At 72.5% G+C, this 19,705-nt stretch carries 15 protein-coding genes; 3 read left to right on the forward strand and 12 right to left on the reverse strand.

What is annotated here, in order from left to right:
* Positions 1 to 68: 68 nt before the first annotated feature.
* The 5 genes from holA to DVR05_RS06760 form a co-directional block, all read right to left on the reverse strand.
* Positions 69 to 1,031, reverse strand: a complete 963-nt coding sequence (gene holA / locus DVR05_RS06740) for a DNA polymerase III subunit delta (RefSeq protein WP_116244959.1) — start codon at positions 1,029 to 1,031, stop codon at positions 69 to 71.
* 47 nt (positions 1,032 to 1,078) lie between these two features.
* Positions 1,079 to 3,421, reverse strand: a complete 2,343-nt coding sequence (locus tag DVR05_RS06745; protein ID WP_116245325.1) for a ComEC/Rec2 family competence protein — start codon at positions 3,419 to 3,421, stop codon at positions 1,079 to 1,081.
* A 5-nt stretch (positions 3,422 to 3,426) separates the two neighbouring features.
* The gene (locus tag DVR05_RS06750; RefSeq protein WP_116244960.1) at positions 3,427 to 4,626 is read right to left on the reverse strand and encodes a ComEA family DNA-binding protein; all 1,200 of its coding nucleotides are present in this window, start codon (positions 4,624 to 4,626) and stop codon (positions 3,427 to 3,429) included.
* A gap of 202 nt (positions 4,627 to 4,828) precedes the next feature.
* Entirely contained in the window at positions 4,829 to 5,104 is a 276-nt protein-coding gene (gene rpsT, locus DVR05_RS06755) for a 30S ribosomal protein S20 (RefSeq protein WP_116244961.1), read from the reverse strand.
* A 232-nt stretch (positions 5,105 to 5,336) separates the two neighbouring features.
* Positions 5,337 to 6,311 carry a hypothetical protein gene (locus DVR05_RS06760; protein WP_116244962.1) on the reverse strand — a complete coding sequence of 325 codons (975 nt, stop codon included), beginning with the start codon at positions 6,309 to 6,311 and terminating at the stop codon, positions 5,337 to 5,339.
* 252 nt (positions 6,312 to 6,563) lie between these two features.
* On the opposite strand from DVR05_RS06760, the gene lepA reads away from it, so the two are divergent.
* On the forward strand, positions 6,564 to 8,402 hold the full coding sequence (gene lepA, locus DVR05_RS06765) for a translation elongation factor 4 (protein ID WP_116244963.1): 1,839 nt from the start codon (positions 6,564 to 6,566) through the stop codon (positions 8,400 to 8,402).
* A 62-nt stretch (positions 8,403 to 8,464) separates the two neighbouring features.
* On the opposite strand, the gene DVR05_RS06770 is transcribed toward lepA, so the two are convergent.
* The 4 genes from DVR05_RS06770 to DVR05_RS06785 form a co-directional block, all read right to left on the reverse strand.
* Entirely contained in the window at positions 8,465 to 9,370 is a 906-nt protein-coding gene (locus DVR05_RS06770) for a sugar ABC transporter permease (protein WP_116244964.1), read from the reverse strand.
* Complete coding sequence (locus tag DVR05_RS06775; protein WP_116245326.1) at positions 9,370 to 10,923, reverse strand: ABC transporter permease subunit; 1,554 nt, start codon at positions 10,921 to 10,923, stop codon at positions 9,370 to 9,372. Before DVR05_RS06775 ends, DVR05_RS06770 begins: the two co-directional genes overlap by 1 nt.
* A 278-nt stretch (positions 10,924 to 11,201) precedes the next feature.
* The gene (locus tag DVR05_RS06780) at positions 11,202 to 12,446 is read right to left on the reverse strand and encodes an extracellular solute-binding protein (RefSeq protein ID WP_116244965.1); all 1,245 of its coding nucleotides are present in this window, start codon (positions 12,444 to 12,446) and stop codon (positions 11,202 to 11,204) included.
* A 282-nt stretch (positions 12,447 to 12,728) separates the two neighbouring features.
* The gene (locus DVR05_RS06785; RefSeq protein ID WP_116244966.1) at positions 12,729 to 14,330 is read right to left on the reverse strand and encodes a glycoside hydrolase family 13 protein; all 1,602 of its coding nucleotides are present in this window, start codon (positions 14,328 to 14,330) and stop codon (positions 12,729 to 12,731) included.
* 97 nt (positions 14,331 to 14,427) lie between these two features.
* Here DVR05_RS06785 and DVR05_RS06790 point away from each other — a divergent pair, with 97 nt between their 5' ends.
* Positions 14,428 to 15,519 carry a LacI family DNA-binding transcriptional regulator gene (locus DVR05_RS06790; RefSeq protein WP_116244967.1) on the forward strand — a complete coding sequence of 364 codons (1,092 nt, stop codon included), beginning with the start codon at positions 14,428 to 14,430 and terminating at the stop codon, positions 15,517 to 15,519.
* A gap of 86 nt (positions 15,520 to 15,605) precedes the next feature.
* The gene (gene hemW, locus DVR05_RS06795) at positions 15,606 to 16,838 is read left to right on the forward strand and encodes a radical SAM family heme chaperone HemW (RefSeq protein ID WP_116244968.1); all 1,233 of its coding nucleotides are present in this window, start codon (positions 15,606 to 15,608) and stop codon (positions 16,836 to 16,838) included.
* 16 nt (positions 16,839 to 16,854) lie between these two features.
* Here hemW and DVR05_RS06800 read toward each other — a convergent pair whose 3' ends face one another.
* The 3 genes from DVR05_RS06800 to DVR05_RS06810 form a co-directional block, all read right to left on the reverse strand.
* Positions 16,855 to 17,475, reverse strand: a complete 621-nt coding sequence (locus DVR05_RS06800) for a DUF4870 domain-containing protein (protein WP_116244969.1) — start codon at positions 17,473 to 17,475, stop codon at positions 16,855 to 16,857.
* Between the two features lie 45 nt (positions 17,476 to 17,520).
* The gene (locus DVR05_RS06805; RefSeq protein WP_116245327.1) at positions 17,521 to 17,850 is read right to left on the reverse strand and encodes a DUF4870 domain-containing protein; all 330 of its coding nucleotides are present in this window, start codon (positions 17,848 to 17,850) and stop codon (positions 17,521 to 17,523) included.
* A gap of 960 nt (positions 17,851 to 18,810) precedes the next feature.
* Positions 18,811 to 19,650, reverse strand: coding sequence for a DUF3097 domain-containing protein (locus DVR05_RS06810; RefSeq protein ID WP_116244970.1), 840 nt, complete (start codon positions 19,648 to 19,650; stop codon positions 18,811 to 18,813).
* Between the last annotated feature and the right edge of the window lie 55 nt (positions 19,651 to 19,705).

Raw genomic sequence — 19,705 nt, forward strand, 5'->3', positions numbered from 1 at the left:
CGGCGCCTCCCTCTTCGTCGCCCTCCACCACCCTCAACGGACGGCCTTCGGCCGCGGCGCCTCTGCCGTCAGCGGGTGCCGCGGGCCCGGGCGATCTCGATCACCGCCCGCTCCAGGGCGTACTCGGGATCGCGGCCCGCGCCCTTGATGAGCGCGTCGGTCTCGGCGACCACGCTCATGGCGCGGGTGATCCCCGCCGGTGACCAGCCGCGGGCCTGCTGCCGCAGGGTGCGCATCTTCCACGGCGGCACCTTGGCCCGCTTGGCCAGCTCCGCCTCGCTCGTGCCCCGCTGCGGCTGGGACGCCACGGCGATGCCGCGCACCGCGCCCGCGAGCGCGCTGTTGATCAGCACCGGGGCGGTGCCCACCGCCAGGGACCACCGCAGCTGCTCCAACGCCTCCGGCAACCGGCCCTCGACGGCGCGGTCGGCGACCGAGAACCCGGACGCCTCGGCCTTCCCGGAGTGGTAGCGGGCCACGGCGGCGGCGTCCACCCGGCCCTCGGTGTCGGCGATCAGCTGGGTGCACGCGGCGGCGATCTCCCGCAGCTCGGTGCCGACCGCGTCCACCAGTGCCTGCGCGGCGTCCGACGTGATCTGCCGGCCGGCCGCGGAGAACTCGCCCTTGACGAACGCCACCCGCTCCGGGCCCTTCGTGGGCCCCTTGCAGTCCACCCTGTGGGCGCCCGCCTTCACCGCCGTCTGGAGCAGCGCCTTGCCCTTGGCGCCTCCGGCGTGGGTGAGGACCAGGTGGACGTCGTCGGCCGGAGCCTTGAGGTAGTCCGTGACGGTCGCCGCCAGATCCTTGGTGAGGTCGTGTGCGGAGCGCAGCACCACCACGCGACGGTCACCGAACAGGGAGGGCGAGGTGACCTCGACGAGTGTGGACGGACCGACCTGGGCGGGCATCAGATCGTGGACGTCCACGTCGGGGTCGGTCTCGCGGACCGCCGCGACCGCGGCGGCCACGGCTCGGTCGACGAGGAGCTCCTCGGTACCGACGATCACGGTGACGGGTGCGGCTGCAGGCATACACCGAGGATGCCACGTTCCACCGACCGACCGGACGCGATCGGTGCTCACCGCCGCGGATCGGGACCGCGTACGACGGCCCGTACGGGGTCGGAGCCGGTGCCGCCCAGGACGGCGACGTCCCCGTCACGGTCGGTGCGCAGGTTGATCCGCCCGAGCCGCTCCAGCAGCGCCCACGTGTACGGGGACGGGTGCCCGTACGGGTTGTCCGCGCCGACCGACGTCACCGTCACCACCGGGTCGGTGGCCGCCAGGAAGTCCGGGTCCTGGGTCCCCGCACCGTGGTGCGGAGCGGTCAGGACGGTCACCGCGAGCAGGTCGGCCTCCGGGGCGGTGAGCAGCCTCGCCTGGGCCTCCTCCTCGATGTCCCCGGTCAGCAGCACCGACATCGCCGCTCCGTCGGCCCGCACCACGACTGACCCGTCGTTGACCGACCCGGTGTGGCCCGGCGGGGGCCACAGCACCCGCAGCAGCCAGGGGCCGACCCGGAAGGACCGGCCGCGTTCCCCCTCCCACAGGTCCACGTCCGCCTCCGCCAGCAGGCGTCCGGTCGCGGTGCCGTCGAACCCGGCCGGCGCCAGCGCCGCGTCGACCCGGCGGTGCCGCAGGACTCCCGGCGTCCCGTCCACGTGGTCGGCGTGGTCGTGGCTGAGGACGAGCAACGGAACCTCCCGCACCCCCAACCGGTCCAGGCAGTCGTCGACCACGGCGGGGTCCTCCCCGGTGTCGGCCACCACCGCCGCGCCGCCGCCCGCCGACAGCACGAACGCGTCCCCCTGCCCCACGTCGCAGGCGACCAGGGTCCAGCCCACCGGCGGCCACCCCCCGGGCACGCACCGCACCGCCAGGAACAGCAGCAGCACGGTGACCACCACCGCCGCGACCACCCGCAGCACCCATCCCCGGGCCAGGACCAGGACGAGCAGGACGCAGGCCAGGAACAGGGCGCCCACCACGTCCGCCCGCCACGGCAGCGCGCCGTACGGCACCCGGGCCCCCGTCCGCGCGACCCACGCGACCCACGCCACGCCCCACCCGGGCGGCTGCGCGGCGACCGCCGCCCCGACCGGCCAGAGCACGGACAGCACCGCGAGCACGAAGCCCGCGACGGTCACCGACGCGACGACCGGCGCCGCGAGCACGTTGGCGGGTACCGCCACCCACGCGACCTCCCCCGACAACAGCACCAGTACCGGGGCGACCGCCACCTGGGCGGCCACGGCGACCGCGACGGCCTCGGCCAGTGGGTGCGGCATCCGCCGCGACCACACCCGGGTCCAGGACGGGACCAGCAGCAGGATGCCCGCCGTGGCCAGCACCGACAGGGCGAACCCGAAGGAGCCCGCCAGCCCCGGGGAGACGAACAGGACGCCCACCACGGTGACGCTCAGCGCGCCCAGCGCCGCATGGGAGCGTCCGGTGGCCAGTGCCAACAGGGCGAGCGAACCCATGAAGGCTGCCCGGACCACACTGGGCTCCGGTCGGCACACCAGGACGAACAGCCAGATCATCAGTGCCCCGCCCGCCACCGAGCACCATCGGGGAGCCCGCAGCCACCGGGCGAGCCCGAGCACGAACCCCGTCAGGACCGCCAGGTTCGCGCCGGACACGGTCAGCAGATGGGTCATCCCGGTCGCCCGGAAGTCCTCGGCGGTCTCCTCGCGCAGGAGCGACACGTCCCCGACCACCAGAGCGGGAAGCAGTCCGCGTTCCGGCTGGGGGAGGGCGGAGGCGGCCTCGCGCAGACCCGCGCGCACCCGACCGGCCAGCGACTGCGGGCCACTCGGTTCCGTCACCCGCTCCGGCGGTCCCCGGACCAGGACGAGCGCCGAGGTGAGCGGGTCGTCCTCCGCCGGGAGGAACACACCCCGGGCGCGGAAGGACTGCCCCGGCAACAGGCCGCGCCATCGTGGGTCCGAGGCCAGCACCACCACCCGCGCCCGGGAGGCGCGCCTGTGCCCGTCGACGTGCACCCAGGTGGTGCGGGAGCCGACGACCCACTCCGCGCGTCCGGGTCGGGGCGTTCCCGCCCGGGCCCGCGGATCCTCCCGGACGGTCGCTTCGAACTCGGCCTCCCGCTCCCGGGCGGCCGCCCGCGCCGCCGCGCTGCCCGCCTCCCGCGCCACGTGGGCGCCGGTCACCGCCGCCACCGTCGCAGCGCAGACCAGGGCGGCCACGACGGTGAGGGCCACGACCCGCCCCGAAGTCCGCGTCCACACGTACACCCCCGCCGCGACGCACCCGCAGACCACCGCGAGGCTCCACGCCACCCGTGGCGGCACCGACAGCGCGCCCAGGGCGGTGATCCACGCCGTGGCCGCCGGGAGGAGCAGCCGTGGGTCGGGCGGGTTCCGCAGGCCGAGGGCGTCCGTTCCGAGCCATGTCGCCACCGCGCTCACCCCACCGTCACGTGCGGTCGGAGGGTCTCCAGCGTCCGGTCCCCGATGCCGTTCACCTCGACCAGCGCGTCGACGCTGGCGAAGGGACCGTGGGTCTCCCGGTGGGCGACGATCTCGGCGGCGATGACCTCGCCGACCCGGGGAAGCCGGGTCAACGCGGTGACGTCGGCCCGGTTGATGTTCACCGGCCCTCCGGCCCCCGCGGCCTCGCCCGCGCCCCCGGCAGCCGGGACGCCCACCAGGACCTGTTCGCCGTCGACCAGAGGGCGGGCGAGGTTGAGGGTGTCCAGGTCGGTGTCCGGGAGGGCACCGCCCGCCCGCGCCACGGCGTCGGCCACCCGGGAACCCGCGGGCACCGTGTACAGCCCGGGCTCGGCGACCTTCCCACCCACGTGGACGACGAGGTCCTCCGGCGGGGCGGCGGCGCCCGTGCCGTCCCTCCCGTCCGCACCCCCGGTCTCCGTCCCGGACGCGGCGGCCGCCGCGGTTCCTCCGGCGGGGGAGGCCGCGGCGACCGCCTCCGCCGTCACCTCCTCGGGCCGGTCGCGCAGGGCGAGCAGGGCGGCTCCCACGGCGATCAGACCCAGGACGGTCAGGGCGAGCACGGCACGCCGCGACGGAGCGGCTCCGGCCGGCCACCGCTCGACGATCCGGGCCAGGAGCGACCCGGGCGGTTCGGGGCGGATCTCCTCGTACCCCGACGGCGGGCGGGCGGTCCGGTCCCGCCGCTCGGCCTCCGCGCCCCGGGTCCCCTCGGCGGACCGCTCCGCTCCGAGGCCCGCGGCGTCCGACCGCCACGCGGCCTCCGGAGCCCACGGCGACGCCTCGGGGGACGGTGACGTGACCGGAGGGTCCCCCGTACGGCCGGTCGGGGCGTCCGTGCCGCTGAGCGGAGCGCCCGCGTCCCCGGCCGGGGCGTTCGGGCCTGCTCCGGTCTCCGTGTCCCGATCCGCCTCCGGCGCCGCCACCGCGTAGGGGGCGCTGGGGATCGCGGGCGCGTCCGGTGGCGACGGTTCGGCCCCCTCGGCGGGCGGGCACGGCGCGGGGGCGTACGACCCGTCCGGGACGGGGGCGGACGGAGTCGGGTCGGGCGGCCACGGCCCGGTGCCGGGAACGGCGCCCGGGGCGAGCGCACGGAGCCGCTCACGGGGGTCGGGGACGGAGGAACGGCGTCGGACACGGCGCTGAAGGCTCATGCCGTCAACGCTAGGAAGGACGCCTACACGGTGTCAGCGCCCGATTTCCATCTGTGGATAACTCGGCCTCCCGGTCGGGAACGGCCCTCCCGGGGCCGAGCGTTCCTCCGGCCGACGGTCGTGAGGGGGCGACGACCGCCCCCGGGAACGACGAAGGGCCCGGTCCGGCGTGCACGCCGGACCGGGCCCCGCCCGTCAGGGTTCAGCCCTGGGCGGACTGAAGCTGGTGCAGGCGCTTGGCGATCGCGCTCTTGCGGTTCGCGGCCTGGTTCTTGTGGATGACGCCCTTGCTGTGCGCCTTGTCCAGCGCACGCGCGGCGGCGCGCTGGGCGACGACGGCCTGCTCGACGTTGCCGGCCTCGGCGGCCTCACGGAACCTGCGGATGGCCGTCTTCAGCGAAGAGCGCACCGCCTGGTTGCGGACACGAGCCTTCTCGTTCTGCCGAATGCGCTTCTTCTGCGACTTGATGTTCGCCATGCGAAAACGTGCTCCAGTTAATCTTGATCATCGCGCCGGACCGACCAGCGGCTCAGCTCGTGGGCAGCCGTACCACGAGCGGCCAGCGTGGGCGCCGACACAGGGTGTGAGTCCTCAGGGCTCTCATTCGAGCGCGGAGGTCCGAGACACGGACTTCCAGTATGCCGTATACGCGCACCACTTCGTGCATCCTCCGCGCGGCCCCGTCCCCGGGCGGAACGTTCCGCCCTCCTCACGAGAGCAACCACCCCGCCGTGTAGGCCGTCAGGTCCTCCCGGTCCGCCTCGTCCGCCACGTACAGCGCCACCCCCAGGGTCATCCCCTCCGGCGGCTCCACGCGCGTCATCCCCAGGCGGATCCCGGTGAGCGCGGTCGCGACCGACTCGGTGTCCTCGACCGGCCCCCACTTCCCGCTCGTGTGGGTCGGCAGCCCGAACCGGACCGCCACCTCGCCCCGGTCCGCGAGCGCCGCCACCCCCTCGGTCACCTGACGCACCATGAACCCCCCGTACAGGACGTCCATGGGCATGCCCGCGCCCACACCGGGGAGGACGACCTCGTCCGCGTCCTCGGTCACCCGGTCCAGGTACCCCGCCGACCAGTACTTCTCCTCGCCCCCGGCCACGAACGACGGCACACGTCCGCCCGGCACCAGTTCGACGTGCTGGGCCTGGACCGAGAAGACCGCGTCCTCGCCCAACTCCTCCCGCACCATGCCCATCAGTTCCGGTACCGAGGGGTCGTTGACGGTCACGGGCCGGATCTCCAGGTGCAGACCGGCGAAACCGTCCGCGGCCACCTCGGCGGCCCCGACCGCCAGCGCCGCCCGGGCCTCCTCGTCGAACCGGTCCCGGATCAGCGAGGAGCCCTCCGTCACGTGTCGCAGCCACGCCAGCGCCCGTACGTCCGGGTACTCGGCCGCCAGCCACGACAGCAGGTCCCCGGTGCCGGGCTCGCGTTCGACACCCCCGTCGGCGCCGACGGCGCCCGCGTACACGTACAGGGTGTCCACACCGCCGGTCGCCAGCAGGGCGTCCAACGCGTCCGTGTCCTCCCACGAGCCCACCCAGGCCGCGTCGGCGCCCTGAGAGGACGCCCACGGAGCGGGCTCCCCGGTGAACTGGTATCCCAGGAGCGCCGCGCTCCCCACCAGAACCACCGCGACGGCCGCCAGCCCGGCCAGTACCCGTGTCAGAAGCCACCTCAACGGACCGTTTCCTCCCGGTTCTCGCCCCCGCGCGCTCGGCGCGCCTCCCGACGGCCCGTTCCCGGCCCCACGTCGCATAATCTGGACACCAGTCCCGAACCCGCGGCCCATACTGCCGTACGGGCCGCGGCCGTCCACGGAGATGACGACCCCGTCCCCGTGGGATGATGGACGACGCCGTCGGACCGAGCCGCGGCGGGGCGGAGCCCACGGCCCGCCCGGGACCCGGACCCAACCTGTGAACGGAGCACGGTGGCACAGCCGAACTGGACCGATCCCGCGCTGATCCGCAACTTCTGCATCATCGCGCACATCGACCATGGCAAGTCGACGCTGGCCGACCGGATGCTCCAGATCACCGGGGTCGTCGAGGACCGCCAGATGCGCGCCCAGTACCTGGACCGCATGGACATCGAGCGCGAGCGCGGCATCACCATCAAGTCGCAGGCGGTGCGGATCCCCTTCACCGCGCTCGACGACAGGACGTACACGCTCGACCTGATCGACACCCCCGGCCACGTCGACTTCACCTACGAGGTGTCGCGCTCACTGGCCGCCTGCGAGGGCGCCATCCTGCTGGTGGACGCCGCGCAGGGCATCGAGGCGCAGACCCTCGCCAACCTCTACATGGCGCTGGAGAACGACCTCGCCATCATCCCGGTGCTCAACAAGATCGACCTTCCGGCCGCGCAGCCGGAGAAGTACGCCGAGGAGCTCGCCGGGATCATCGGCTGCGACCCCTCCGACGTGCTCAAGGTCAGCGCCAAGACCGGTGAGGGCGTCGAGGAGCTGCTCAACGAGATCGTCAACCAGGTGCCGCCGCCGGTCGGTGACGCCGACGCCCCCGCCCGCGCGATGATCTTCGACTCGGTCTACGACACCTACCGCGGCGTCGTCACCTACGTCCGGGTGGTCGACGGCAGGCTCAGCCCCCGCGAGCGCATCCAGATGATGTCGACCAGGGCCTCCCACGAGATCCTGGAGATCGGCGTCAGCTCGCCCGAGCCCAAGAAGTGCGACGGCCTGGGCGTCGGCGAGGTCGGCTACATCATCACGGGCGTCAAGGACGTGCGCCAGTCCAAGGTCGGTGACACGATCACCTCCCTGAACGCGCCCGCGACCGACATGCTCGCCGGGTACCAGGACCCCAAGCCGATGGTCTTCTCCGGCCTGTACCCGATCGAGGGCACCGACTACCCGGTGCTGCGCGACGCCCTGGAGAAGCTCCAGCTCAACGACGCCTCGCTGGCGTTCGAGCCGGAGACCTCCGCCGCGCTCGGCTTCGGTTTCCGCTGCGGCTTCCTCGGTCTGCTGCACCTGGAGATCACCCGCGCCCGCCTGGAGCGCGAGTTCAACCTCGACCTCATCTCCACCGCGCCCAACGTGATCTACCGGGTGGAGATGGAGGACGGCACCGAGCACGTGGTGACCAACCCCAGCGAGTTCCCCGCCGGGAAGATCGCCAGGATCTTCGAGCCGGTCGTCAAGGGGACGGTGCTCAGCCCGTCCGACTACATCGGCCAGATCATGGAGCTGTGCCAGGACCGGCGCGGCACCCTCCACGGCATGGACTACCTGTCCGAGGACCGCGTGGAGATGCGCTACACGCTGCCCATGGCCGAGATCGTCTTCGACTTCTTCGACCACCTGAAGTCGCGCACCAAGGGCTACGCCTCGCTCGACTACGAGCCCACCGGCGAGCAGGAGTCCGACCTGGTCAAGGTGGACATCCTGCTCCAGGGCGAGGCGGTGGACGCCTTCTCGGCGATCGTGCACAAGGAGAAGGCGTACGCCTACGGCGTCGAGATGACCAAGAAGCTGCGCGAGCTGATCCCGCGGCAGCAGTTCGAGGTGCCCGTGCAGGCGGCCATCGGCGCCCGGGTGATCGCCCGTGAGAACATCCGCGCCATCCGCAAGGACGTGCTCGCCAAGTGCTACGGCGGTGACATCAGCCGTAAGCGCAAGCTGCTGGAACGGCAGAAGGAGGGCAAGAAGCGCATGAAGATGGTCGGCCGTGTGGAAGTCCCCCAGGAGGCCTTCATCTCCGCCCTGTCCACCGACTCCGGCGGCGAGGACAAGAAGAAGAAGTAGGGGGTCCCCGGTCCGTGCGTTCCGCCTCGCGCCGACGCACGGACCGGACCCCGGCCTGGTCCTCAGCCCTTGACCGCTCCTGAGGTCAGGCCCTCGGTGATGAACCGCTGGAGGAACCAGAACACCGCCAGCGTCGGCAGGGACAGCATGATCGCGCCCACGGCGAACATCCCGAAGTTGGCGTTGCGCTGCGAGGCGACCAGTTGGTACAGCCCCAGCCCGAGCGTCTTGGCGTCCGTGTCGCGCAGGAACACGCTCGCCATCAGGAACTCGTTGATGGTGGCGATGAACACCAGCAGCGCCACGATCGCCAGGACCGGAGTGACCAGCGGGAGCATGATCCGGAAGAACACCTGCGCGTGTGTGGCCCCGTCCATCTGGGCGGACTCGTCCAGCTCCTTGGGGACGGTGTCGAAGAACCCCTTCATCAGCCACGTGTTGATGCTGAGCGCGCCGCCGAGGTACACGAGCAGCAGCCCCCACCGGGTGTCGAACCCGATCGCGGGATAGTACTCGCCGAGGGTGGAGAACATCAGGTAGATCGCGACGATCGCCAGGAACTGCGGGAACATCTGGATCACCAGGAGCCCGATCAGCCCCACCCGGCGCCCCTTGAACCGCATCCGGCTGAACGCGTACGCCGCCAGCGCCGACAACAGCACCGTCACCGCCGCGTTGGTGAGCGCGAAGAACAGCGAGTTCGCGTACCACGTGGTGAACGGGGTGTTCTGGAACAGATCCCGCGCGTTGCCCAGACTCGCCCCCGTCGGCCACAGCTCCGCGCTGCTCAGCGTCCCCACCGGGTTGAGCGCGGCCGACACCACGAACAGCACGGGGAAGAGCGCGAAGCCCGCGACCAGCCACATGACCGCGTGCCGCCAGCCCAGCCGGGCGGCCCACAGCGCGAAGCCGGCCGCCGCGGTGCGGCGGTGGCGGGTCGGCGCCGTGACTCCGGTGCTCGCCGTCATCAGTCCACCTCCTTGAGTGCCCGGCTCCGCCACAGGCTCACCACGGAGATCACCGAGACGATGACGAAGATCATCACCGACAGAGCGGCCGCGTACCCGTACTGGGCGGTGGCCTCGTTGAACGCCAACCGGTACGTGTAGGTGATGAGCAGGTCCGTCGCCCCGGCCGTGGAGTTGTCGGCGAAGAGCGGGCCGCCGCGGGTCAGCAGCCACACGGCGTTGAAGTTGTTGAAGTTGAACGCGAACACGGCGACCAGGATCGGGGTCATCGCCACCATGAGCAGGGGCAGCGTGACGTGCCGGAAGGACTGCCAGGCGTTCGCGCCGTCGATGCGCGCCGCCTGTTGCAGTTCGCGCGGGATGGCCTGGAGCGCGCCCGTGGCCACGAGGAACATGTACGGGTAGCCGAGCCACACGTTGGTGAGGATGACGGCGACGCGTGCGCTCCACGGGTTGCCGAACCAGTCCACGTCGAGCCCGAGCATGCGGTTGAACAGCCCGAAGTCGGTGTTGAACATGTCCCGCCACAGCAGGTACATGGCCAGCGAGCTCATGGCGTAGGGCAGGACCACCAGGATCCGGTACAGGACCTTGCCGCGCATGCGGGGCACGTGCAGGGTCAGTGCCACGGCCAGGCCCACCACGAAGACCAGGAACGTTACGGAGACGGCGAAGACGATGTTCCACACCAGGATGCCGAAGAACGACGTCGCGAAGGACGGGTTGAGCAGGAAGCGGGCGAAGTTGTCCAGGCCCACGTTCACCTGCCAGCCCTGCGGGAGCCGGTCGCCCTCCTCGTCGACGAACGCGCCGCGCTCGTCGTCGGCGGTGTAGACCCGCCCGGTCTCGGTGTCGGTCACGCAGTCGCACCCGGCGTCGTAGACGCGGACGGCGCTGCCCTCGAAGGCGGTCGACAGGCCGCTGGAGCGGATGCCCGCACCGCTGTCGGTCGGGACCGCGAACTCCTCCAGCTCGTCGCTGCGCGTGTTGACCTGGGCCGGGGTGAGGATCGTGTAGCCGAACGCCTCGGTGACCCGGCCGGAGGCCGGGTCGACGGTGGCGCCGTCGAGGTCCTCCAGGCCGTCGGCCGTTCCGGCGTAGGTCTGCCCCTCGGAGTCGGTGAGCAGGAAGACCAGCGATCCCGTCTCGGGGTCGCCCGTGGTGGCGACCGTCAGGGCGTACTCCTCGGAGTCGGGCGCGCGGGTCACGGACATCGACTCGATGGAGCTGATCGCCTGTTCCTTGCTCCCGCGGTGACCGTCGCTCATGTTGGTCACCGAGGTGCTCATCGTGTAGAGCACCGGGAGGATCTGGAAGGCCACCAGGAACAGCACACCGGGCACCAGGTACTTGGCCGGGACCGTGCGCCTGGACAGGTAGACGTAGTAGACCAGGCCCAGCACGGCGAGGACCAGCCCGATGCCGAGCCAGTTGTCGCCGAGGTAGAGGGGGAGCACCGCCCACGCGCCCAGGGCGGTGAACAGCCCCAACAGGCCGATCTTGACGACCCGTCCCGCCAGCGACCCGTCGCCGGCCCAGCGTCCGCCCGGCAGCGGTGGCCGGGAGGCACCGCGCCGCGGGCGTCCGTCGGCGGCGGTGGAGGGCGACGAAGAGGGGGGTGCTGCGGCCGAAGGCCGTCCGTTGAGGGCGGTGGAGGGCGACGAAGAGGGGGGTGCTGCGGCCGAAGGCCGTCCGTTGAGGGCGGTGGAGGGCGACGAAGAGGGGGGTGCTGCGGCCGAAGGCCGTCCGTTGAGGGCGGTGGAGGGCGACGGGCGGGCGGGCGCCCCCTGCTCGGGGGCGCCCTCCTTGCCGGAACCGGAGACCGTCACGACTACTCGCCGATCTGCTCGGAGATCGTCTGCGCGGCGGCCTCCATCGCCTCGCGCACGTCCCCGCCGCCGATGATCTCGGCCTGCGCGACGCCCAGCGGCTGCCAGGTCTCGCCCATCTCCGGGATGGACGGCATCGGCATGCCCTCGGCGCCCGCCTCGGCGATCGCGGCGACGTTGGGGTCGTCCGCGGAGACGGCCTCCAGGGCGTCGGCCTGGACCGGGACGCGCGGGTCGGCCTCGTACAGGCTGAGGATGAAGTCGGTGTCGGTGACGAGGGTGGTCACGAACTCCTCGGCGAGCGCGGAGTTGGCGCTGCCCTCGGTCACGAAGAAGCCCTGGTAACCGATGTAGGGCTGGGCGGGGCCGCCGTCCGCGAAGCCCGGGACGGGGCTGATCGCGTAGTCGATCCCGGACTCGTCGGCGCTGGCCAGGTCCCACGGGCCCGCGACGAGGAAGGCCGCCTCCTCGTCGAAGAACAGGCTGGCGTAGTTCTGGAGGGTGATGGAGCGGCGGAGCACGCCCTCGCCCGCCTCGCCGTACTCGGCGATCCGCTCCATGGCCTCGATCGACTCCTCGGTGCCGACGCCGAGGTCGCTCGGGTCCCAGGTTCCGGTGTCGTCCTGTCCGAACAGATAGCCGCCGGCGGAGGTGAACAGGGTGTTCATCCGGTAGGGGTCGCCCTCCTGGCCGACCGCCATGGACAGGACCTCGCTGACCTCGCCGTCCTCCTTGAGCTGGGAGCCGACCTCGACCATCTCCTCGAAGGTCTGCGGGGCGTCCGGCGTGAGCGCGGTGTTGCGCAGCAGGAAGAGGTTCTCCTGGGCGTAGGGGACACCGAAGAGCTGACCGTCGAACGACATGGCCTCCAGGGAGGTCTCGTCGAGCAGGGCCGCCCGGTCCTGGGGCAGTTCGATCGGCTGGACGGCGCCGTTGCGCACCAGGTTGCCGGTCCAGTCGTGGGCCCCGATGAAGACGTCCGGGGCGTTGCCCGCCTGGTGGGCGTTGAGCACGTCCCCCTGCATGTCCTCGAAGGCCACGGTGTCCACGCTGACGTCGATCCCGTTGGCCTCGGAGAACTGCTCGGCCGAGGCCTGGACGGCGTCGGCCCGCTCGGGGTCGGTCCAGACGACGAGTTCTCCCTGGGCCGTGGTCTCACCACCGTCGCCCGTGTCGCCGCCGCAGGCGGTCGCCGCCAGTGCGATCGCGGCGAGACCTGCGAACGCCGGTGCGCTGCGGAATCTCATGGTGTCTTCCCTCCGGGAGGCCGTACAGATGGGGCGCGCACGTGCCGGGCCGGGAGCCTGGTGTGTCACAGCATGCGCGGTGATGTGACATTAGCAATAACTTGCAAAGATTGAAAGGTTTTGCAGACCCCGTGGATAAAGATGCGGAAACATCCGGGAAACAGGTCGGTGGACCACCGACGATGGGTGACGCGGGTGTCGCTCCGGGTCGTCTCCCCACGTCGTGGCCGAGCGGGACGGCGGGCGCGGTGCCGGGCGTCCGACACCGCGCCCGCGCGGCGGCTAGGCCCGGAACCACACGGCCGTGTCGCCGGGCAACGTCAGCGATCCCCCGGCGGACCCCTCCACCGGACCGCTGGTGACGAGCACCTCGCCGGCCGCCGCGATCTCCACCGGCTCACCACCGAGGTTGACCGCGCACCGCAGACCCGGCTCGCGCTCGAAGTACAGCACGTGCTCCGGAGCGTCCAGCCAGGTCATGGAGCCGTCACCGAGCGCCTCCGACTCGCGCCGCAACCGCAGCGCGCGCTTGTACAGTTCCAGCGTCGAACCCTCGACACCGCGCTGGGCGGCACGGGAGAGCCCGCCCCACCCCTCCGGCATCGGCAGCCACGGCTCGGAACCCTCGGGTCCGAAACCGCAGGGGGAGGCCCCCTCCGTCCACGGCAGCGGAACCCGGCAGCCGTCACGGCCGCGCTCGGTGCGGCCCGAGCGCTCCCACGTGGGGTCCTGCAACGCCTCCTCGGGAAGGTCCGTGACCTCGGGAAGGCCCAGCTCCTCTCCCTGGTACAGGTAGACCGAACCGGGCAGGGCCAGCATGAGGAGCGTGGCGGCGCGCGCCCGGCGCAGTCCCCGTTCGCCCCCGCCGAAGCGGGTCGCGTGGCGGGTCACGTCGTGGTTGGACAGCACCCAGGTGGTCGTGGCGCCCACCGCCCCGTTGGCCGTCAGCGAGCGGTCGATGACCTCGCGCAGGCGGGCGGCCTCCCACGGCGCCGTCAGGTACTCGAAGTTGAACGCCTGGTGCAGCTCGCCGGGGCGCAGGTAGCGGGCGATCCGGTCGGCGTCCTCCACCCACGCCTCGGCCACCATGGCGCGGTCACCGGGGTACTCCGCGGCGATCGCGGCCCAGCGGCGGTAGATCTCGTGTACGCCGTCCTGGTCGAAGTAGGGCAGGGTCGTGCTGCCGTCGAGCAGGTCGGCCTTGGCGTCCCCGGCGATGTCGGGCAGGGCCGGGTCCTTGACCATGCCGTGCGCGACGTCGATCCGGAACCCGTCCACGCCGCGCTCCAACCAGAACCGCAGCACGTCGTCGAACTCGTCGTGGACCTCGGGGTTGGTCCAGTCGAAGTCGGGCTGTTCGGCGTCGAACAGGTGCAGGTACCACTGCTCCGGAGTGCCGTCGGGGCGCTTCAGGCGGGTCCAGGCCGGGCCGCCGAAGATCGACTTCCAGTTGTTGGGGGGCTCGTCGCCCTCGGGGCCCCGGCCGTCCCGGAACAGGTACCGGTCCCGCTCGGGGCTGCCCGGTTCGGCGGCCACGGCCTCGCGGAACCAGCGGTGCGCCGACGAGGAGTGGTTGGGCACGATGTCGATGATCACGCGGAGGCCGAGGTCGTGGGCGGCCGCGAGCAGGGCGTCGAAGTCCTCCAGGGTGCCGAAGCGCGGGTCGACGTCGCGGTAGTCGGCGACGTCGTACCCGCCGTCGGCGAGCGGGGAGACGTAGAAGGGCGTCAGCCAGATCGCGTCGACCCCCAGTTCGACGAGGTGGGGGAGGCGCTCGCGGATGCCGGCCAGATCTCCCTCCCCGTCGCCGTTGGAGTCGGCGAAGCTGCGCACGTAGATCTGGTAGATGGCGGCGTCGCGCCACCAGTGTGCCTGGAGCTCCATGAACGGGGGTCCTTCCCAGTGGGCGTCTGCAACTTCTTGCGCAAGATTACCGCTTACTTGCGATCATGTGACGGCGATCTCGACTAGAGTTGTCCGCATGGGTCCACGACTTGCCGACATCGCGCGGCACGCAGGCGTCAGCGAAGCGACGGTCTCGCGGGTGCTCAACGACAAGCCCGGCGTCGGCAGCGACACCCGCAAGGCTGTCCTGACGGCGCTCGACGTCCTCGGCTACGAGCGGCCCGCGCGGCTGCGGCAGCGCTCGGCGGGGCTCGTCGGGATGGTCATCCCGGAGCTGGAGAACCCGGTCTTCCCGATGTTCGCCCAGGCGGCCGAGGGCGCCCTCGCCCAGCGCGGCTACACCCCGGTCCTGTGCACCCAGACCCCCGGCGGCATAACGGAGGACGAGTACGTGGAACTCCTGCTGGAGCGCAACGTCTCCGGCATCCTCTTCGTCTCCGGCCGCCACGCCGACACCTCCGCCTCCCACGAGCGCTACCAGGCCCTCGTCACCCGCCGCCTGCCCATCGTGCTCGTGAACGGGTACGCCGACACCATCCCCGCCGCCTTCATCTCCTGCGACGACCGGGAGGCGGGCCGCCAGGCCGTCAACCACCTGGTCGCCCTGGGGCACACGCGGATCGGCTTCACCAGCGGCCCGGAACGCTACGTCCCCGTCCGCCGCAAGCTCGACGGCTACCGTCAGGCGCTGGCCCAGCACGGCCTGGACGGCGACGACCTGGTGGAACTGTCCCTGTTCGGCGTCGAGGGCGGCCACGCCGCGGCCGTCCGCCTCGTCGAGCGCGGCGTCACCGCGATGGTCTGCGGCTCCGACATGATGGCCCTGGGCGCCATCCGGGCCGCCCGCCAGCGCGGGCTGCGCGTCCCCGAGGACTTCTCCGTGGTCGGCTTCGACGACTCCCAGCTCATCGCGTTCACCGACCCGCCGCTGACCACGGTCCGCCAACCGGTCAACGCGATGGCCCTGGCGGCGGTCCGCGCCCTGTGCGACGAGATCGCCGGACACCCCGTCTCCCGCACCGAGTACCTGTTCGACCCCGAGCTGATCGTGCGCGGTTCCACTGCCGTCGCCCCGCCCCGCGCCACCGCCCCCGTCCAGGCCAGGGTGGCCTCCCCCGCCGACGCGGACGGCGCGCGCTCCGCCCGGGAGGCGGCCCCGCGCGGGTGAGGCCGTTCGCCGCGCCCGAGCCGGTGCGGCCGCATGGACGAGAAGGGACCGCGTGAGCACGCCCCCGGGTCGGTGACACTGGAGGTATGCCTTCCGTTGCCCTCGACGGCGATCCCGTCCCGCGGACCGGGGACCTGCCCGCGTCCTCACTCGCCGAGCTCGGCGACCGGCCGCTCGGGTTCTACGTCCACGTCCCGTTCTGTGTCACGCGCTGCGGCTACTGCGACTTCAACACCTACACCGCCGACGAGCTGGTCTCGCGCGACGGCACCGCCACCGCTTCCCGAGAGACCTACGCCGACCAGGCGGTCGCCGAGGTCGAGCTGGCCGACCGCCTCCTGCGCGGCGACCGCCCCCGGGTGAGCACGGTGTTCGTCGGCGGCGGGACGCCGACCCTGCTCCCCGCCGAGGACCTGGGACGGATCGTCGCCGCGATCCGCGACCGCTTCGGCCTGGCCGCCGACGCCGAACTGACGACCGAGGCCAACCCGGAGACCGTCGACCCCGACTACCTGGCACGGTTGCGTGAGGCCGGGTTCACCCGGGTCTCCTTCGGCATGCAGAGCGCCCGACCGCACGTGCTGCGGATCCTGGAGCGCGGTCACACCCCGGGGCGGCCGGAGCGGTGTGTGGAGTGGGCCCGCGCGGCCGGGTTCGAGCACGTCAACCTCGACCTGATCTACGGCACCCCCGGTGAGAGCGACGACGACTGGGCCGCCTCCCTGGCGGCCGCGGTCTCGGCCGCCCCCGACCACGTGTCGGCCTACTCGCTGATCGTGGAGGAGGGCACCCGTCTGGCCGCACGCGTCCGCCGCGGGGAACTGGCCGAACCCGACGACGACACGATGGCCGACCGCTACCTCATGGCCGACGAGGTCCTCGCCGAGGCCGGGTTCACCCCCTACGAGGTGTCCAACTGGGCGCGCGCCCCCGAGGGGCGCAGCAGGCACAACCTGCTGTACTGGACCGGCGGCCACTGGTGGGGCGTCGGCCCGGGCGCGCACAGCCACGTCGGCGGCACCCGGTGGTGGAACGTCAAGCACCCCGCCGCCTACGCCGCGCGGCTGGCGGCCGGATCGAGCCCCGGGCAGGCGCGTGAGGTGCTCACGGCCGAGGAGCGCCGGTTCGAGCGCGTTCTGCTGGAACTGCGGGTGGCGGACGGGTGCCCGCTGGAGCTGTTGGAGCCGCACGGACGGGCGGCGGCGCGGCGCTCCGTGGCGGAGGGCCTGCTCGACGCCGCCGCGCACGAGGCCGGACGCGCCGTCCTGACCCGCCGGGGACGCCTGCTCGCCGACGCCGTGGTCCGGGACCTGACCTGAGTCCTCCGGGCGCGGACTACTTCACCCAGTTGACGTTGAACGGGTAGCGGTACCACTCGCCCCGGTTGGCGGCCATGCCGCCGAGGATCCCCAGGACCAGGCAGACCACGGCGACGACCACCCACGTCAGGATGCCGATGAGCACGATCGTCAACAGCCAGGACACCACGATGCCGATCGTGACGAGGATCTGGAAGTTGAGCGCCTGGACCGACTGGTCCCGGACGAACGGCGACTCGTCCTTCTTGACGAGGAACACGATCAACGGGACGATCCAGCCGAACCCCGAGAAGAAGAACCCGGCCAACCCGCCGCCCAGGTGGGCGATCAGGCCCATCTGCCGTTCGGACTGGTTGGGTTGGCCGGTCGTGGCCGAGGAGGGCTCGAAGCCGCCCTGCGGGTATCCGCCGGGCGGGTAGCCCCCCTGCTGGTACCCGCCCGGCGCGTGGCCACCGGGAGGCGGACCGTAGCCGGGTTCCCCGCCGGGCGGACGGGCGCCCGGCGGAGGCCCGTACCCGGGCTGGCCGCCGCCCTGCGGACCGGGGGGCGGCGGCTGGCCGCCGGCCCCCTCCTGCCCCTGTTGCCGCCGCTCCCGGTCGTCGGGCTCCTCAGGAGGTGGCGTGTTCGGGTGCGACATGGCGGTGTCCCTTCGTGCTGACTCACTCAGACACTGGCGGGGGGACTACTTCAGGAGGCGGATACTCACCGGGTAGCGGTACGTGGTCCCCTTGTTGGCCCTGGACGCTCCCACGACCCCGAAGACGATCGCGAGGATCCAGATCAGCGCGATCAGTACGGAGCCGATCCAGGCCAGCCCTGGGAAGAAGATACCCAGTCCGATGAAGACCACGCAGGCGAAAACATAGGGGATGAGCAGGGTGAGCTGGAAGTTCGCCGCCTCGGAGGCGTGGTGGCGCACGACCGGGGACTGGTTCCGCTTGGCCAGGTAGATCGCCAGCGGGGGGATCCAGCCGAGGAAGGCGATCACGAACCCGGACAGATGCGCCATCATCGCCACCAGGGTGCCGTCGTCGCCGGCCGGTGCCTGCGCCTGGCCGCCGGGCTGCCCGTAGGCGGCCGGGCCGCCCGGGAACGGGGGCTGCTGGGGCTGTCCCGGCTGCTGCGGGTACGCCTGGTGCTGGGCGGGCGCGTAGGAGGGCTGGCCCTGGACGGGCTGGGGCGCGTACGGCGACTGCTCCGCCGCGGGCTGGGCGTAGCCGTGGGGCGCCGGCGGTTGCTGGGCGTACCCCTGCTGGGGCTGTCCGGGGGCGGGGGGCGGCGGTGCGAAGCCCGGCTGCCCGCCCGACGGCTGCTGGCCCTGTCCCGGCTGTCCCTGGAACTGCTGCTGTGCGGGGTCGGTCGCGGGCTGCTGGAAGCCCTGCTGGTCGTGCTGGGGCTGGGCGTACCCCTGCTGCGCGGGGTCGTGCTGGGGCGCGTAGGGGGGCTGTCCGCCCGACGGCTGTCCGTAGGCCGCCTGGGCGCCCGAGTGCTGGCCGCCCTCCGTCTGGGGCGCGTACGGCGACCGGGCCTGCGCGTACCCCTGGGGGGCGTATCCCTGCTGTGCGGGGTCGGTCGCGGGCTGCTGGAAGCCCTGCTGGTCGTGCTGGGGCTGGGCGTACCCCTGCTGCGCGGGGTCGTGCTGGGGCGCGTAGGGAGGTTGTCCGCCCGACGGCTGTCCGTAGGCCGCCTGGGCGCCCGAGTGCTGGCCGCCCTCCGTCTGGGGCGCGTACGGCGACCGGGCCTGCGGATGGGACTCTTCCTGTTGCTGCGGAGACTGCTGGGGCTGTGCGGGCTGCTGGCCCTGCGGGTCCTCCGGGGACGGGGGGTTCGTCGGGGTCTCGCTCATGCTCTTCCTTGGCTCCGCTGCTGGGGTGCGGTTGTTCTCTGGGGCTGTACCGACGACCGGGGAGGGCCCGAGGCGGGCGACCGGCACGACCGGACGCGGTGTCCTCGCCGTCGCCTGAGGAGAATCCTAGTGTTCACCCGGGTGCGGTCCCGTAACGAAGTCGATGAGCTCCTCGACCCGACCGAGCAGCGACGGCTCCAGGTCGGCGTAGGAGCGTACCGAACCCAGGATGCGGCGCCAGGCCGCGCCGGTCTCCATCCGCCACCCCAGGGCGCGGACGACCCCCTCCTTCCAGGGGGTCCCCCTGGGCACCTCGGGCCAGCGCTCGATCCCCACGGCCCGGGGGCGCACCGCCTGCCAGACGTCGACGTAGGGGTGACCGGTCACCAGGACGTGCTCACCGCGCACCCGTTCGGTGATCCTGCTCTCCTTGGAACCGGGGACGAGGTGGTCCACCAGGACCCCCAGCCGACGGCCGGGGCCGGGGGAGAAGTCCGCGACGATCGAGGGCAGGTCGTCGACCCCCTCCAGGAACTCCACGGCCACACCCTCCACCCGCAGGTCGTGTCCCCAGACCTTCTCCACGAGTTCGGCGTCGTGCGCGCCCTCGACGTAGATCCGGCTCTCCCGGGCGGTGCGCGCCCGCGCGTCCGGCACCGCGATCGAGCCCGACGCGCTGCGCAGCGGCCCCCTCGGCCCGGCCGGGGGGCGCACCAGCGTCACCGGCCGCCCCTCGACCAGGAAGGCCGCCGGTTCCAGGTCGAACACCCGACGGCGGCCGTGCCGGTCCTCCAGGGTCACGGTCGCCTTGTCCCAGGCCACCACGGCGCCGCAGAAGGTCTCCTCGGCGTCCTCCACGACCAGGTCCCGGCTCAGGGGTGTCTCGGGGACGTCCCGCCCTCCGGGGCGCCGCCGATCCGGGGCCAGAACGTCGCGGCCGTAGCGGCCGGTTCCCTTGGTAGCCACGGTCGTGCAGTCTACTGGTGTGCTCCGCGGCGCCGTCGGCACCGACTCTCCCGGC

Origin of the sequence: Nocardiopsis sp. FIRDI 009, from assembly GCF_003386285.1 — a bacterium.
In the GTDB taxonomy this organism is placed as follows: domain Bacteria; phylum Actinomycetota; class Actinomycetes; order Streptosporangiales; family Streptosporangiaceae; genus Nocardiopsis.